The organism is Streptomyces regalis, assembly GCF_001509475.1.
GTDB classification, from domain to species: Bacteria; Actinomycetota; Actinomycetes; order Streptomycetales; family Streptomycetaceae; genus Streptomyces; species Streptomyces regalis.
Genome location: NZ_LLZG01000374.1, coordinates 20,136 through 35,787, shown reverse-complemented (window position 1 = coordinate 35,787; position 15,652 = coordinate 20,136). Strand labels below are relative to the sequence as shown.

Sequence of the window (15,652 nt, the reverse complement as noted above, 5' to 3'; positions counted from 1 at the left end):
AGGAGCCCTCCCCGAACACCGCCGGACGCCAGAAGCGGCGCTTTCCCTCGCACCGACCGGATCGCATGTGTCACGGCCTGGCGGCCGAGCTGCACGGTGGGCTTGCGCGACGACTTCGACGCCACGACCGAGCCCGACCAATTCCCTGAGTGCGGTTCCCGACGGCGTGTGGCGGAGGTTGCGCACCTTGCGTCCGCGCAGCGTCGAACACCGGCGCGTCCCCCGCCGCGGCAGCAGCCCACCACAGCCGCCGTCCAGGCCGCCTGCTCCGTTCGTCTGCGCCACGCCGGGTCCGGAGGAGATACTGGAAAGCGGGGCAATCTCGGACGGTCGCGGAGGTGATCGTTGTGGCAGCCGAACCTGGCCCCACCCCGTCGCCGAGTGTGGACATCACTGCCGCCGGCGCCGAGCGCGCCCAGGTCACCCTGGCCGGTGACCTCGGGACTGGAGCCGCCCGCGAGCTGGAGGAACGCCTCGCCGACCGGCGCTTGGACGAGACCGCCGAGTGGGCCCTCGACATGAGCGGTGTCACCCACCTCGACCTCGCCTGCGCCTACGCGCTCCTCCGCGCGGCCACCGAGCAGCGACCGAAGAATGCGGCGCTCACCATCCGCGGCGCCCGGCACGATGTGCAGCGGACCCTGCGCCAGGCCGGATTCAAGGCGGTCGCCGTGATCGAGGAGTAGACGGTATGTATGAGGAGTAGACGGTATGTATATGGCGGTACACCGGAACCGGCTGTGCGAGATGAGCCCTCCGGCCACGGTCGGCCCGTCTCAAGGAGCGGCTGAAGGGCACCACCGCCCCCATCGCCCGCCCGGCCAAAAGTCCGGGTATGCGGGAACCGGCGCGGTCAGGGGCGGGCCTGGATGTCCGTGACAACCCCCGACGCGCCCTTCGGTGTATGAGGCGCCCATACAGCCAGGCCGGTCACTCGTCCGGATCCGCTGTTGCCGTCCGCTGCTCTCCATTCATGTTCCGGCAGGTCTCATCGTTCACGGCGGCACAATGCCGGACAGGGCTGGGCGGCGGTGACCCTCGCCGCCCACCCGAGCGTGGCGTCGAGGTCCTCGGCCTCGATGACGTAGAAGCCGCCGAGGTGCTCCTTCGATTCCACGAAGGGCCCGTCGGTGGTGAGCACCTCACTCCCGGAGACCCGGACTACCGTGGCGGTGTCGGGGTCGTGCAGGCGGCCGGAGAAGACCCAGGCGCTCGCGGACGTCATGGTGGCACTCCCGGTCCTCGGTGGGCACTTCCCACCTCGCACCCTTGCTACGAACGACTCTCCCGCAAATCGACACGCTGTCCCGAAGACCCGCCCCGGATCGGCCTCACCCAAGCCCGGTGGCTCGCTCCTGGCAGCCGATGAGCCGGTGAGCAGGTCAGCGCCCCAGCGGCAGGTGAGCCATCGTCGTCCCGTCGGGCAACGCCGGTGCGCCGGCAAGTTCTTGATCTCCCGGTGGACCGTGGCCGCCAGGCCACAGCGACGGGGTCATCCACATGAGCGGCCACCCGGCGCGCACCTGCCTCATTTGGCCGCTGTTTTGGGCGGCAAGGTGCGGGCGTAGGCGACGGCCTGGGCGACCCAGTCGTCGAGCGCCGGTCCTGCCAGCGCCTCCGACGTCACGAACACCATGGACTTCATGGTGCGACCGGTGAAGTCCATCGGGCGCACGCCCGGGCGCCGCAGCGCCTCGATGACGCCGTCCGGGCCGAGTCGGACCATGAGCTCGTCGTGGACGACGCCACAGAACATGTGGCCGCCCAGCAGGAAGGCCAGTCCGCCGAACATCTTGCGTTCGTCGAGGTCGGCGACCGGCGGCAGCGCGCCCCGGACCCGCTCGGCGAGGGCTTCGTCATACGGCATTCATGCCTCCCATGTATCCACGTTCGGAAAGGTGATCGGGCAGACCGAAGAGAGGGAAGGGGCCGGGCTCGGTGAAGCCGGTTGTCTCGGCGATCGTGTCACCGTCCACGGTGTGGACCATCATCCCGTAGGCGGTCGCCGTGGGCACCAAGGTGATCTGTGTCAGGGCGCCGCCGCCGGCCCCGGTAGGCCAACGGGTAAGGCGGCATCGTCAGCAGCGCGTCATGCCGGGCGACGCGACCAGCGCACACCTCACCACCACCAGTCACACGTGCCTGGCGCCACCTCGCCCGCAGAACGAGCGAGGAGCAAGCTGGAACAAAGGGAGTGATATCACCTCGAACGCGGCGGAAGGAAGCGAGATGACAGAGCAACCCACCACCGGTCCCCCGCCTTGGCATCTGGCAGGCGACTGGTTCGATGTCTGCAAGTGCGCCATCCCGTGCCCCTGTACGTTCGCGCAGGCCCCGACCTACGGCGACTGCGAGGGCGTGCTGGCCTGGCACATACGGGACGGCAACTTCGGTGACGTGCGGCTCGACGGCCTCAACGTACTGATGCTCGGCTCCTTCGTGGGCAACGCCTGGGCCCGCGAGCACACGGACGCCTACGCCGCGGTCTTCTTCGACGAGCGCGCCGACGAACAGCAGCGCACCGCCCTCCAGGCGATCTTCGGCGGCGAGGCGGGCGGATGGCCCGCAGAGTTCGGCGAGATGTTCGGCCCCGAGATGAGAGGCATGGACTTCGCGCCCATCCGCATCGAGGTCGACGAGAACCTGGCAGCCTGGCGCGCGGAAATCCCCGGAAAGGTCACGGCAACCGCCGAGGCGCTGACCGGCCCGACCACCCCGGAAGGCGCACGGGTGCAGGTGCACAACGCCCCCGGCGCCGAGGTCGGCCCCGGCCAGATCGCCACCTGGGGCCGCGCCACCACCGACCGGGCCGACGCCTTCGGCTTCACCTGGGACCGTTCGGGCAAGTCAAGCAAACACTTCCCCTTCGACTGGACCGGCCCAACCTGACCACACACGCCAGCCCCGGTAGAGGCCGGGAGCGGTGATCGCGCGGCGTTTCCTGCAGCAGTCGCGGCGGTGACACGGTCGATCAAGGCGACGACGAGCAGGTCTCATCGGCACCATCATTCAGCTCGCCCGGTTTGCCGGGAAACGAAATTTAAGGGAGCAGCTTATGTCGTGGACGATATCCGGCACGTACGTCGCCGGCTGCTCGTGCGCCGTGCTGTGCAGCTGCCCGTACGACGGGCAGCCCCGGGACGCCAAGGGCGGCACCGAATGCCTGGGCACGGCCGTCTTCCACGTGGCGGACGGAAATCTGGACGATGTGGACCTGTCCGGTGTGGACTTCGCCTTCTACAACTACTTCCCGTCCAACCTGACCTCCGGCAACTGGAAGGTCGGACTGGTGGTCGACAGCGCGGCCAGCGGCGAGCAGGCGGACGCCCTGGAGCGCATCCTGTCCGGCCGCGAGGGCGGTCCGTTCGGCCAGCTCTCGCAGTTCTACGGCGAGTACCTGGGAATGGAACGGGCGAAGGTATCCCTCTCCGACGGCGAAAGGCCCGGCCTCACGGTCGAGGGCAGGACGGAGCTGTCCTACGAGCCGCTCACCGGCCCCGACGGCAGTTCGACAAAGATCAGGAACGCCATGTTCGGGTTCGCTCCCGAGTTCGAGGTCGGCAGGTCCAGCGGGCGTTCCGATGCTTTCGGGCTGAGTTACGAGGCGTCGTACGGCGAGACGGCCGACTACGTCTTCAGCAGCGAGGAGACCGAAGGAGCCAGCCAGGGACGTGCCTGACGAGAGCGCGCATCAGCACACACGTGCGGTGATCACGGCCGGGGATGCCACGGCCGCGACCTGGTGGCGTGTGCTGTTCAACTACGTGGTGCCGTTCTGTGTGTCGAGTGCGGGCTTCTTCAGCTGCCGGCGGGCGACCTGGCGGGACGATGACCAGGTGAGTCACATGCCGTCCATCGACGGCATCGAGCCCTGCAGCCCCGGCAGCAGCCAGTCCTGGAACGGCGCGAGCACCGCCAGGACGAGGAACGCCAAGCCCACGACGCGGGCGAGCAGCGGGCCCCGGGACCACAGCTTCTCCACGAAGATCACCAGGGCAAGTCCGGCCATCGCCGCCACGTTCATCACGCCGAGCGGGATGAGGACGACCATCAGCCCGGCGCAGCATCCGACGCAGTAGGCGCCGTGATGGACGCCCACCCGCAGGTCGCGCGCCGGTGGCCGAAAGCCGGCGTAGTGCATCAGGTGGCTCATGGGGTCGCGGCAGTGCCGCAGGCACACGTACTTCAGCGGGCCGAGCTGGTACAGGCCGGCGAGGAGGAACGCGGTGAAGCCGATCCAGCGCCCGGCGGTCGGATGGTCGGCCACCAGGTCACCGGTGAGGGCCAGGGCCGCGTAGGCGAGCGCCCCGAAGACGGTCCACACCATCAGGTACCCGCCGACGAACTCGACGGTGCGCGCGGCCCGGGTCCAGCCTGAGGACTGCCGACCGATCCCCCGCACCCACGTGATGGCAACCGGCGCCATGGACGGCAGCATCATGGCCGCCATCATCGTCACCCACAGCAGCAGGAACAGGGGCAGCGCCACCCCCATCGTCCCGGGCTCGACCCCCATGTCCCGAGCCTGGCCGATCGTGAGCGCCCACGCGGGCACCGCGATCAGGACGACGAGGAACCAGGCGGCCGCGAGATCCCGCTTCGGCAGCAACCCTCCGCCGGCTCCGGTCGGCGCGGGCGACCGCGTGGGGGCGAGGACAGAGGTAAGGGTGTGACGCATCGTGCCCTCCTACGGATACATCCAGCAGACCACTCCTCCAAGTACGGCGCGACCTCGCCAGCAATTGCTCGGTCGTGGGCACAGGGCACCCGTCTTTGGCGTATCGGTCGGGCTCCGGCCGGGCGAGGGCCCTGAAGAGCAGCACACCGGCGGTGATGATCGGTGCCCAGAACAGGATCACGCCATCCGTCCCGACTCGTGCCAGCAGCAGCGGAATGTGCGACAGGCCGGACCGGGTTTCCGGAACGCAAGGAAGGTCGAGGTCTCATCCGGCGCCGTCATCTGCTGGCGACGACTGCGCACCGCACTTTGCTGAGAGTTGGGGCAGACGATGCGCCCCAGGGGATGGCCTGCTCGATGCGTCAGAACGCATACCTGGCAGTCGGGCCGGCACAGCGTCACATCCGGGATCTCAGCACGTCGACCTCACAGCCTGGCGCGAAGGGGTCGAAGCCGTGCTCGATCAGCCAGCGAACTATCAGCAGGCTTCGCAAGGACCACCACCCGTGGATCACGTCGAGGTCGATGTCGGTGCCGTAGCCGGCGATGACGTCGTCGAGGTGCTCCTCGTTTCCGAGCGTGAAGGTGGCGAGGTCGTACAGGGCATCACCCTGACCCGCCTCGGACCAGTCGATGATGCCCGTGACCTCGTCGCCGTCGACGAAGACGTGCGCGATCTGCAGGTCGCCGTGAGTGAACGCCGCAGTCCACGGCCGGAGCGCGGCCTCGGCGACCTGGCGGTTGCGGGTGACCAGGTCCGCGGGCAGGACGCCGTTCGTCACGAGCCACTCGCACTCGTCGTCGAGTTCCGCCACCAGCGCGACGATGCTCCGGCCGGCCTGGCCCGACCGGGACGGCAGCGGCGCGTCGTGCAGCTTCCGGATGGCGGCGCCCGCTGCGGCCCACGCCGCCGGCGACCCGGTCGACGGCCCGCCGAGGCGCCCGAGCGTCGTCCCCGGTAGTGCGGCGATCGCGAGCACGGACGGCTTGCGCCACAGGACCTCCGGGGTCGGGACCGGCGCGAGGGACATCGCCTCGACCTCGACATCGATGCGCGCCTGATCGGCGTCCACCTTCAGGAACACGTCGCCGACGCGCAGAGTCGCGCGCTCGGAATGGGCGACGACGACTTCGACCTCATCCATGGGCGACCAGTATCCCGGGGATGTTCACCGACGTCGCCGGGTTTATCGCGTGCGATTACGCGGCTGACCGCGTCCCGCCACCCAGCGGCCTCGTGCACGACACCGGCCTCTGACCAGGTCAAGCCCACCACTTTTGTCAGGAGTCCTTGGCCTGAAGTTCTCCGAGGCGCCGCACGGCAACCGCGCCGACGAGACCCTGCGCTCCGGCGCAACCACTAACATCCGACAATGCGCACATCCTCATCGCTGCTGCGGGCCTTTCGGCCCCAAGTCCAAGAGCGCCTCTACGACTTCTACGAAGAGCTGCGGAGCGCCGACGACCTCTTCTGGGACCGCCACCTGGACGCCTGGGTCGCGACCGGGCACGCAGTGGTCAGCAGCGCCGCAGGTGACCCGAGGCTGTCCTCAGTGCGCTATCCCGACATCGCAGCCCTCTCCGAGGAACTGCGGCCGCTGGCCCGCGTCCTGAGCCGACAGATGCTCTACAGCGACGCCCCCGACCACCCCCGGCTGCGGGCCCTGATCAGCAGGGCCTTCACCCCCAGGGCAGTAGCGGCACTCCGAGCCCGGATCGCCGAAGCCGTCGACCGGATCATCACCCACGCCGCGCCGACCGGCCGGATGGACATCGTCGCGGACCTCGCCCGCCCCCTGCCTCTCACCATCATCTGCGACCTGCTCGACGTACCGCATCAGGACCGCCCCGCCCTCGCCGCCTGGTCCGAGCCGATCGCCGAAGCCATCGGCAACTCCCGGCTCGACGCCGACGGCAACCGCGCGGCCTCGCAGAGCATGGCGGACATGCTCGCCTACCTCCGCGAACACTTCACCCGCCACGACACCCCGCCGGCCCTCCATACCCTGCGCGCGCTGGTGACCGCACAGGCACAGGACACCGACCAGGACTTCGACGAACTCCTCGCCAACTGCGCCCTGCTCCTGATCGCCGGCCACGAGACCACCACCCACTTCATCGGCAACGCCACACTCGCCCTGCTCCGCCACCCGCACGCGGCCGACCAACTGCGCCGCCGGCCCGATCTGATGCCCGCCGCAGTCGAGGAACTCCTGCGCTACGACGCCCCGGTACAGCTGATGCTGCGCCGGGCGCGCCACGACCTGGACCTGGCCGGCCGCACTGTCACCGAAGGGCAGACAGTGCTCCTCGTGTGCGGCGCCGCCAACCGGGATCCGGCCGTGTTTCCCGATCCCCATGTACTGGACTTCGAGCGGCCCGGCGGACGGCACATGGCGTTCGGGCACGGACCGCACTTCTGCCTCGGCGCGGCGCTGGCCCGGCTGGAAGGTACTGTCGCACTGGAAGCGCTTCTCACCCGGCTCCCCGGTCTGCGCCTCGACGGCACCGCGCCGCAGTGGCAGCGCAGCCTCAACTTCCGCGCGCTCACCCGCCTGGACGTCGCCTTCACCCCACTCCCGGACGAAACCGGCCAAGTCACGCAGGATCTGCCGACCGACGGTCCCCCACCCGGCCTCGGCCGCGCGACGCATGCCGGCGAGTGCCCCGCCCGGACGGCTCCCGGCGGCGTCGCGGGCGCTTGACCGCGGCCCAGTCCAGAGTGCATGGGGCGGCCGGGCCGATATCGATCCAGAGGTGGGAAGGAGCCAAAGGCCCGCGTCCGCCCATCTCCACGGGTCACGGGGTTCACTCTGCCGAGACAACTACCCACCTCGAAGCGGGCCGACGAAACCCTCCGCCCAACAGTCACTCAGCGTGCCTACGGCAGCGATGGTTTCCCGCTCGCCACTCCATGTGACAGCTGGATGGCCGCCGGCGTACTTCGTCCATCTGCCGCAACTGGTCTGGAACTTCACCGAGCGTCTCACCGGTTGTGGGTGTTCAGCGCTCGTCAGGCTGAGGTTGCAGGCCATGTGTCCGGGGTTGTCGCGGTCGTCGTCCAGCGTGACGTTCTGCAGAGCCGTCTGCCGACGCGGGCCCCACGCCAGGATGGTGAGCAACTGGTCCTTGTCCGGCTGCCCGTCCTCGTCGTTCTCGTAATCTCCGGGGTGGTACGGGCGCCTTGCTGCAGATGGCTTCCCCCAGCCAGGCAGCCCGGAGAGGGCACGTCCGTCGGGCAGCCGCAGCCGTGGCCCGTCGGCCTCGAGGCTCTCCGCGAGATCGTGAAGCAATGGCGTGGGATTGCTCTGGGGCATGCCTCACGGTGACGTCGTACCAGGAGCCCGAGATCAGCGGCCGCATCACCGGTTGCCTCCGGGACGAACGCAAGGTCGTCCCCGTCGGGATGTGTGACCCCGGGGTCATGGCGCCAGTGGTGCACCACGGGGGTTTGGCCCATGCCTGGATGCGTTGGCCGAAGACTGCGGCTTGCCGCAACAACGATCATCGGGGCGAGTGTGACCACGAAGACCAGCAGCGTGGCCGGCATCGCGGCCACCCCGAGGCAGATCGTGCCCCACAGACCGGGGTCCCGTGCGAGGCCGTCCCGGCGCACGACCGCGCCGGTCCAGCCCGCGCTCAGCACCGCCCACACGATCACCGCCCGCCGAGCCGCTGCCATCCGATCACGCCTTCTCGCTCGCCGCCTCGTGGGATCTCCTAACGGATGGCGACTGACAATGGGGCGTTCACAATGGCGCGGACAGCAGCCCAGACACGTGCTGAGGCAGACGTTCCGGAGGCGCAGCCGGTACCACCACGCCCGGTGAACAGGCCTGTTCGTAGGCAGATTGAAGGTTGGGGTCGTGTCAGGCCTGGGCAGGCTGTCCTTCGCCCCGTGTGACCGGCGGCGCCGGTCGTCGCGGTTGCCGGTAGGGGGCAGTTGGTCGGGCAGGACGGCGGCTGCGTAGGTGCCGCAAGCGGCGGGACTCGGATCTGAGGGGCTTGGGCGGGGCATGGAGGATGAACGGCTGCGGCGGGCCGGAATCGTGGACTACTGGCGTGCGGTGGAGCTGTTCAGCCCGCAGAAGATCCCGGCCGTCTCCGCGCGTGACCGCGTCTACTCGGTGACGGCGGACGGCCCGCTGCCGTGGGAGACGGGACACCCGCTGCGCTCGGTGCCGCTGGAGCCCGGCTACGCATGGCAACACGTGGTGTACGGCGGCGCGTACACGCTCCGCGCGGTGCGCGACACCCTGCTGCGCGTCTTCGGGGAGAGCGAGGAGGACCACGACGGGAGGATGGACGGCGAGAGCGCGCTGTTCGCCCTGACGGTCACCGATGAGGGGCGGTTGCTGCTCGACTCCCCGGTGTTGTCCGCGTGTGCATGGGCCACCGGACGGGCGCTGTCGCCGGGGCCGGCCAGCCCGGGGTGGCTCGACGGGTTCGAGGAGGAGGCAGGGGCCTGGGCCGCCAGGGCGATGGGGCTGGGTGAACTGCCAACGTTCAACAGAACCGTTGGGACCGGCACCGGTGAACGACGCGAGGGAGACGTCGGCTCGGAATCGGACGGTGAATCGCCCGAGGACGACCCGGAGGACTGGGACGACGACGCCGACGCCGGCGCCGAGGACGACGAGCGCGAGGACCAAAGGCCGCGCGTCGGGGAACGGTTGCTGTCAGCCAAGGAACTGCTGGAGTTCGCAAGGGAGTTGTCCCAGGGCTGGGGTGTGGCGGAGACGTTGTGCCCCGACGGCGTGCGGATCCGGAGCGTGGCCGTACGCCAGGACCTCGCGCAGGAAGCCGACCAGCAGGACTTCCTGAACAGTTTCATCGCCGCAGACCTGTACTCGGTGGCGCAGGCGCTGCGCGAGGAGGATCCGGGCGCCGGGCTGTCCGCGTATCTCACGCCCGGTGCCGAGGTGAACACCGCGTGGCGGATCGACCTGCGTCAGCGCCCCGAGGTCGCGCTCGCCACGGTGACGCCCGCCGCCGTACCGGTGGGGCGGTGGCCTGCCGAGCCCGGGCATCCGCTGGCGCTGAGCCAGCAGTTCGCCGTGACCACCATCCGGACACACCTGAACAACACGGGCGGGCTGTTCGCCGTCAACGGGCCGCCCGGCACCGGTAAGACCACCATGCTGCGCGACTGCTTCGCCTCGGTGATCGTGGAGCGTGCCGTGCGGCTGTCCGCGCTGCGGATGCCGTCGCAGGCCTTCGCCGAACAGGCGCCGTACACCTGGAAGAGCGGCGACTACACACGCACCGTCACCCCTCTGCGGCCCGAGTTCACCGGCTTCGAGATGGTGGTGGCCTCGGCGAACAACGGAGCGGTGGAGAACATCTCCACCGAGATCCCCGCCCGCCTGGCGCTCGGGGAGCCGTGGCGGGACGATGCCGACTACTTCGCCGAGCAGGCCACCCGTCTACTCAACGGCGTTCCGGCGTGGGGCGTGGTCGCGGCCCGGCTGGGCAACAAACGGAACCGCATGGAGTTCGTCAACCGGCTCTGGCACGGCAAGTACCGGATGTCCGACCAGGACGCGCCGCCTCCGCCGCCCCCGCCTCGCGGACGCCGCCGCCGTAACCGCAACGGCTGGGTCGACAGCGAACGCGGGCTGGCTCAACTGCTGCGCGAGTACGGCAAAACACCGCACAGCGGTGCGTGGCGCGAGGCCAGGCAACGCTTCCGGACCGCGCTCGCCACCGTCGAACGGCTGGGAGTCGAGCGCGAGTCCGCCGCAGCCGCACTGCGGAATCTCCCCGCTGCGGAGGCTGAGCTGCGTACGGCCGAGGAGGCCGCCGACCGGGCCGCCGACCGGGTGTCGGCGTGCCGCGCCGCAGTCTCCGGCGCCGAACAAGACCTGACCGACGCCGAGACACCCCTCGCCGAGGCGGAAGCCCGTCGCGCGGCGCACTTCGAGCGCCAACCCGGCCTGGTGGTCAGTCTGTTCACCCTGGGGCGAGCCGCCCGGGACTGGCACGGTATCGACCAGGACCTCGCCACCCGGGAGGAGGAGCAGCGCGCCGTACGAAACAGCGCTCGTGCCCGGCTTGATGAGGCCCGGCAGGCGGTGGCCCACGCCGTGGCGGAGCGGAACGCATGCGAGCAGGCCCGTGACGAAGCCGCAGCCCGCCGCATGCGGCTGAGGGACAGCGTTGCCCGGGCCCACTCCCGGTGGGACGGTCACGTGCCCCGCGAGCACTGGCTGAGCGACGACACCACGCGTGAGCTGTCCGCACCGTGGGCGGACGAAGAGATCACCCGCGCCCACAGCGAGCTCTTCCTTGCCGCGCTCGACCTGCATCACGCGTTCCTGCGCTGCACGGCCCGCACCATGTACGGCAACCTCATGGCGGCCATGGACGCGGTGACCGGAGCGGCTCCCAGGACGGTGTCGGAGGAGCGACTGCGGGCGGCCTGGCAGAGCCTGTTCCTGGTGGTGCCCGTCGTGTCGACGACCTTCGCGTCGCTGGACCGGGTCTTCGGCCGGCTGGGCCGCGAGGCACTGGGCTGGCTGTTCATCGACGAGGCCGGCCAGGCCGCGCCGCAGCTGGCGGTGGGCGGCATGTGGCGGGCGAAGCGCACCGTCGTCGTCGGTGACCCGCTGCAGCTCGAACCGGTCGTCGTCCTGCCGTGGACGGCGCAGCGGGCCCTGCGTGACGACTTCGGCGTCAGCGAGGAGTGGGCGCCCAGTCGCACATCGGTGCAGCAACTGGCCGACCGCACCAACCGCTACGGCACCCTCCTGCCCGCTGAACTCCCCGATGGCGCCCAGGAAGTGTGGGTCGGCGCCCCGCTGCGCGTCCACCGCCGCTGCGACGACCCCATGTTCGGCGTCAGCAACGCCATCGCCTACGACAACTTCATGGTGTACGGCACGCCTGACCGCGGCCCCTACCGCTACGGCCCGCGCAGCTGCTGGGTACACGTCCCCTCCGCCGAAGCCGACGGGCACTGGATCCCCGAGGAGGGCCGGGCACTGAGCCGGGTCCTTCAGAAGCTGCGCGACGAAGGCGGCGTCGATCTGGCCCGGGAGGTGTACGTCATCAGCCCCTTCCGCGCTGTCGTCGCCGGTGCGCGGAAGACCTGCCGGGACTTGCTGCCCGACAACCGGGTCGGCACCATCCACACCACCCAGGGCAAGGAAGCGGACGTCGTGATCCTCGTCCTCGGCACCGACCCGCGCCGCCCCGGCGCCCGCGCCTGGGCCGCCTCCCGCCCCAACCTCCTCAACGTCGCCGTCAGCCGCGCCAAGCGCCGTCTGTTCGTCATCGGCAACCGCGACGCCTGGCGCGACCAGCGCTTCTTCACCACCCTCGCCGAGGCCCTCCCCGCCCACGCCTGGCAGCCCGACCGAAGGCAGGAGTGACATCAGGTCCTCGCTCCGGGGCAGTGTTCGTCAGGCGAGCGCAGAGACCGCAACCTCGACGAGGTGCACGCGTTCGAGGAGGGCGAACTGCCCCGCCGCCTGTGGCGGGCCCGGCCCGCGCGCAGCGCCGTCGTCAGGGAGCGGAGGTCCTCCGCATACCCGGGAAGAGCGGCGGAGGCATACCACGCCACGCCCCTGCAGACATCGAGATCGAGGGCGTCACGATCCAGGCCGGTGACCTCGTCTTCGACAACGGCGCCGCCAACCACGACCCCTCCGTCGACGGCAGGGGTGGCAACGACCGGATCTGCGGACTGGGTGGGGACGACACCATCCAGGGCGGTCTCGGCGATGACCAGATCGACGGCGGAGCGGGCGATGCCTTCCTGATCGGCGACGTCTACTCCACAACCGGCAACGCCGAAGGCGGAGGCAGGGACTACATCGACGGCGGTTCCGGGGACGAAATCACCGCCGGTCTGTTCGGGCCGCCTCATCCCTCCACGCAACGCCCCAGCTCAGCAAGGGTGCAGGTCAGGCCCAGGCTGCCACCGGCACAAACGAACTGTCCTGTCGGAACAGGTCCGTTCCGTCCGACCGTTCCACCCGCAGCTGGTAGCTGTAGTGCCGCAGGTAGTACCCGGGGTAGTTGTACGACTCGAAGCGGATCGAGCCGCTCGAGGCACCCGTGCGGGCGACGAACGTGGCGTCCTTGGCGAACGTCGACGTCCCGTCGTTGGCGTCGAAGCGGGCGCGGTAGTCCCAGTGGCGCAGGTATCTGCCGGACGAGTCCCGGAAGGAGTAGCCGTTCGCGTCCGCGAGGCCGGGCACGACCGTGAACGTCGAGGCCTGCTTCTCGGCGGTGGCGCTGGAGCTGCTGACCACCGGGAGGTTGAGCAGGGAGGACTGCACCTGCCAGTACCGGGTGGAGTAGTTGGCCGACTGGAAGGAGCGGGTGACGTTCTTCGCCAGGGCCGGGCCGCCCGAGACGGTCTCCTTGATGACCGTGAAGTGGCGGGCCGTCCCCGAGACGGCGGGCAGGGCGGCCGGGGCGGACCAGGTGGCGAAGGTGTCGTAGCTGTCGCTGTAGTAGTAGGTGCCGTCGCCGTAGCCGTCGAAGAAGAGCCGCCAGCCGCCGTTGTCGAGCTGCACCAGCGCGGGGCCCTCGCGGTAGCTGCCCCAGCCCGCCCAGTTGCCCGTGCGGGAGATCGTGTAGGGGCCGGTGAGGTTCGATGCGGTGGCGTACTCGATGTACTTCGTCGTCTCGTTCTTCGTGAAGGCGTGGTAGGTGGAGCCGATCTTCACGATGAAGGTGTCGATGTGGTTCGCACCGATGCCGGACAGCGCCACCGGTGAACTCCACGTCGTCAGCGCGGAGTTCGTGGCCTTCAGCAGGTACGGCGTGAAGATCCACTGGTCGTTGGTGGTCGAGCAGGAGACGATGACGTTCACGCTGCCGTCGCTGTCGACGAACCACTCCGGCGCCCAGGCCCGGGAGAGACCCGCGATCGGGACCGTGTAGTCGTACAGGAACGTCCAGTTGACCCGGTCGGTGCTGCGGGCGAAGCCGATGGTGGTGCTGGTGTCCTGCCAGGTGTGGGTCGTGTAGGTGATGTAGTAGTAGCCGTTGGTGTGCTTGAAGATGCTCGCGTCGCGGATGCGGTTGCTCGGCGGCGTGTAGGCGGAGGCCTTGGCCAGACGGAAGTCGGTGGCGTCGTCCGACTGGTAGACGTTCACGGTCCCGTCGTTGCTGTTCAGGAACGGCACGATCGTGTAGCGGGTGGCCGAGCCGCTGGGCGGTGCGGCCGCCAGTGCCGTGCCGAGCAGGCCGGGTGCCTCGCCCAGGATCAGTGCCGAGGCGGGCAGTGCGGCCATCGCGCGCAGCAGGCTGCGGCGGGACGGGGTGTGGGGACGTCTGGTCACGTGCGGCTCTCCCTCAATGAGGTTCGATATCCCGAACTCAGTTCGGGAATTCGATCAGAAGGTAGGCGTGAGGTCGGAGTGCGTCAATGGTTTGCACATGAGGAAGCGGGGCCTGGGAGAAACCTGTGGTGAACCTGGGAGCCGCACCGGGCGAAACCGTTCCGCCGCAGACCGCTGGAGGTTACCGTTCGGTAGACAGTGTCGTCCCGGAGGTGCCCCGTATGACACCCGACCGTGCCGCAGGTCTCGCCGCGTCCGCCCGAGCGCTGGCCGCCGGGGAGGTGACGTCGCGGGAGCTGGTCGCGGCGGCGTTGGCGCGGATCGAGGCGACCCAAGGGACCTTCAACGCGTTCCGGGTGGTCCGGGCCGAGGCCGCCCTCGCCGAGGCGAAGGCCGCCGACGCGGAGCTCGCCGCCGGGGTGCGGGGGCCACTGCTGGGCGTGCCGGTCGCGGTGAAGGACGACATGGACGTGGCGGGCGAGCCGACCGCGTTCGGCTGCAGCGGGGAGTTCCCGCCGGTCACCGAGGACGGCGAGGCGGTACGGCGGCTGCGCGCGGCCGGTGCGGTGATCGTCGGCAAGACCAACACCTGCGAGCTGGGGCAGTGGCCGTTCACCGAGGGGCCCGCCTTCGGCGCGACGCGTAATCCGTGGCACCCGGAGCACACCCCCGGTGGCTCGTCCGGCGGTTCCGCCGCCGCGGTCGCCGCCGGGCTCGTCCCCGCCGCGCTCGGCTCGGACGGCGCCGGCTCGGTGCGGATCCCCGCGTCCTGGACCCATCTGATCGGCATCAAGCCGCAGCGCGGCCGCATCTCCACCTGGCCGCGCGGCGAGTCGTTCCAGGGCATCACCGTCAACGGCACCCTCGCCCGTACGGTGGCCGACGCGGCCCTGCTGCTGGACGCCGCCGCCGGCAACCACGATCTCGACCCGCACCGGCCGCCGGCGATCAACGCCTCCGAGGCCGTGGGCCGCGACCCCGGCCGGCTGCGCATCGCGCTCTCTCTCAAGCCGCCGTTCACCGCCGTGCCCGCCCGCCTGCAGCCGCAGGTGCGGGCCAGGGTCGTCCAACTCGCCGAGAAGCTGGGTGCGTTGGGGCACATCGTCGAGGAGGCGGATCCGCCGTACGGGCAGATCGGGCTCACCTTCGTACCCCGCGCGACGGTCGGCATCGCCGAGTGGGTGAGCGTGACGCCCTCCCCCGCGCTGCTCGACCCGCGCACCCGGGGCGCCGCCCGGCTGGGCCGGCTGCTCGGTGGGGCGCCGCTGCGGGCGGCCCGGCGCGCGGAGGCGGTTCTGCACCGTCGTATCGGCGCGTTCTACGAGTCGTACGACGTGATCCTGGCCCCCACAACGGCCGCTCCCCCACCCCGGATCGGCGCGATGCTCGGGCTCGGCGGCTTCGCCACCGACCGCGCGATGATCGCCGCCTGCCCCTACGCCTGGCCGTGGAACGTGCTGGGCTGGCCGGGCATCAACGTCCCGGCCGGATTCGTGGACGGTCTGCCGGTCGGCGCCCAGTTGCTGGGGCCGGCGAACAGTGAGCCCCTGCTGATCTCGCTGGCCGCGCAGTTGGAGGCGGAGCTGCGCTGGCATGAACTGTGGCCGCCGCAGCAGGGCGAGGAAGAACGCATCGCGGTCGTCTGAGGCGACGCCGACACCAACCCTTCGGCGCAGGC

Annotated in this window: 12 protein-coding genes and 1 pseudogene; 7 read left to right on the top strand and 6 right to left on the bottom strand. The window is 70.2% G+C overall.

Features of this window, described 5'->3' with window-relative positions; genetic code table 11:
* Nucleotides 1-347: 347 nt before the first annotated feature.
* On the top strand, nt 348-686 hold the full coding sequence (locus tag ADL12_RS36180) for an STAS domain-containing protein (RefSeq protein WP_062710586.1): 339 nt from the start codon (nt 348-350) through the stop codon (nt 684-686).
* Between the two features lie 302 nt (nt 687-988).
* Here ADL12_RS36180 and ADL12_RS36175 read toward each other — a convergent pair whose 3' ends face one another.
* The 3 genes from ADL12_RS36175 to ADL12_RS54430 form a co-directional block, all read right to left on the bottom strand.
* A complete protein-coding gene (locus ADL12_RS36175) occupies nt 989-1,225 on the bottom strand; it encodes a YciI family protein (protein ID WP_062710574.1) in 237 nt (78 codons plus the stop codon).
* A gap of 303 nt (nt 1,226-1,528) precedes the next feature.
* On the bottom strand, nt 1,529-1,867 hold the full coding sequence (locus ADL12_RS36170) for a TfoX/Sxy family protein (RefSeq protein ID WP_062710571.1): 339 nt from the start codon (nt 1,865-1,867) through the stop codon (nt 1,529-1,531).
* Nucleotides 1,857-2,015 carry a hypothetical protein gene (locus ADL12_RS54430; RefSeq protein WP_159053389.1) on the bottom strand — a complete coding sequence of 53 codons (159 nt, stop codon included), beginning with the start codon at nt 2,013-2,015 and terminating at the stop codon, nt 1,857-1,859. The genes ADL12_RS36170 and ADL12_RS54430 overlap by 11 nt, the downstream gene beginning before the upstream one ends.
* 214 nt (nt 2,016-2,229) lie before the next feature.
* Between ADL12_RS54430 and ADL12_RS36165 the strand changes: the two genes are divergently transcribed.
* Together ADL12_RS36165 and ADL12_RS36160 are read left to right on the top strand one after the other, a co-directional pair.
* Nucleotides 2,230-2,889 carry a DUF1326 domain-containing protein gene (locus ADL12_RS36165; RefSeq protein ID WP_062710567.1) on the top strand — a complete coding sequence of 220 codons (660 nt, stop codon included), beginning with the start codon at nt 2,230-2,232 and terminating at the stop codon, nt 2,887-2,889.
* 166 nt (nt 2,890-3,055) lie between these two features.
* Nucleotides 3,056-3,679 (top strand): DUF1326 domain-containing protein, encoded by a 624-nt coding sequence (locus tag ADL12_RS36160; RefSeq protein WP_062710566.1) that lies wholly within the window; start codon nt 3,056-3,058, stop codon nt 3,677-3,679.
* A gap of 162 nt (nt 3,680-3,841) precedes the next feature.
* On the opposite strand, the gene ADL12_RS36155 is transcribed toward ADL12_RS36160, so the two are convergent.
* A complete protein-coding gene (locus ADL12_RS36155) occupies nt 3,842-4,678 on the bottom strand; it encodes a DUF2182 domain-containing protein (RefSeq protein WP_062710563.1) in 837 nt (278 codons plus the stop codon).
* A 398-nt stretch (nt 4,679-5,076) separates the two neighbouring features.
* Nucleotides 5,077-5,823, bottom strand: a complete 747-nt coding sequence (locus ADL12_RS36150; protein WP_062710559.1) for a phosphotransferase family protein — start codon at nt 5,821-5,823, stop codon at nt 5,077-5,079.
* A 228-nt stretch (nt 5,824-6,051) separates the two neighbouring features.
* On the opposite strand from ADL12_RS36150, the gene ADL12_RS36145 reads away from it, so the two are divergent.
* The 3 genes and pseudogenes from ADL12_RS36145 to ADL12_RS58645 form a co-directional block, all read left to right on the top strand.
* Nucleotides 6,052-7,383, top strand: a complete 1,332-nt coding sequence (locus ADL12_RS36145) for a cytochrome P450 (RefSeq protein WP_062710556.1) — start codon at nt 6,052-6,054, stop codon at nt 7,381-7,383.
* A gap of 1,311 nt (nt 7,384-8,694) precedes the next feature.
* A complete protein-coding gene (locus ADL12_RS36140) occupies nt 8,695-12,051 on the top strand; it encodes a DEAD/DEAH box helicase (RefSeq protein WP_062710553.1) in 3,357 nt (1,118 codons plus the stop codon).
* Nucleotides 12,048-12,386: pseudogene (locus ADL12_RS58645) on the top strand (hypothetical protein); the annotation flags it as partial. The gene ADL12_RS36140 and the pseudogene ADL12_RS58645, both read left to right, overlap by 4 nt.
* A gap of 199 nt (nt 12,387-12,585) precedes the next feature.
* On the opposite strand, the gene ADL12_RS36130 reads toward ADL12_RS58645, so the two are convergent.
* Nucleotides 12,586-13,974 carry a glycoside hydrolase family 43 protein gene (locus ADL12_RS36130; protein WP_062710548.1) on the bottom strand — a complete coding sequence of 463 codons (1,389 nt, stop codon included), beginning with the start codon at nt 13,972-13,974 and terminating at the stop codon, nt 12,586-12,588.
* 221 nt (nt 13,975-14,195) lie between these two features.
* Between ADL12_RS36130 and ADL12_RS36125 the strand changes: the two genes are divergently transcribed.
* Nucleotides 14,196-15,620 carry an amidase gene (locus ADL12_RS36125; protein ID WP_062710545.1) on the top strand — a complete coding sequence of 475 codons (1,425 nt, stop codon included), beginning with the start codon at nt 14,196-14,198 and terminating at the stop codon, nt 15,618-15,620.
* Nucleotides 15,621-15,652: the final 32 nt, after the last annotated feature.

Bases quoted from the DNA above. Each gene is read 5' to 3' on its own strand.
- ADL12_RS36175 (WP_062710574.1), bottom strand. From the start codon at position 1,225: ATGACGTCCGCGAGCGCCTGGGTCTTCTCCGGCCGCCTGCACGACCCC.
- ADL12_RS36170 (WP_062710571.1), bottom strand. From the start codon at position 1,867: ATGCCGTATGACGAAGCCCTCGCCGAGCGGGTCCGGGGCGCGCTGCCG.
- ADL12_RS36165 (WP_062710567.1), top strand. From the start codon at position 2,230: ATGACAGAGCAACCCACCACCGGTCCCCCGCCTTGGCATCTGGCAGGC.
- ADL12_RS36160 (WP_062710566.1), top strand. From the start codon at position 3,056: ATGTCGTGGACGATATCCGGCACGTACGTCGCCGGCTGCTCGTGCGCC.
- ADL12_RS36155 (WP_062710563.1), bottom strand. From the start codon at position 4,678: ATGCGTCACACCCTTACCTCTGTCCTCGCCCCCACGCGGTCGCCCGCG.
- ADL12_RS36150 (WP_062710559.1), bottom strand. From the start codon at position 5,823: ATGGATGAGGTCGAAGTCGTCGTCGCCCATTCCGAGCGCGCGACTCTG.
- ADL12_RS36145 (WP_062710556.1), top strand. From the start codon at position 6,052: ATGCGCACATCCTCATCGCTGCTGCGGGCCTTTCGGCCCCAAGTCCAA.
- ADL12_RS36140 (WP_062710553.1), top strand. From the start codon at position 8,695: ATGGAGGATGAACGGCTGCGGCGGGCCGGAATCGTGGACTACTGGCGT.
- ADL12_RS36125 (WP_062710545.1), top strand. From the start codon at position 14,196: ATGACACCCGACCGTGCCGCAGGTCTCGCCGCGTCCGCCCGAGCGCTG.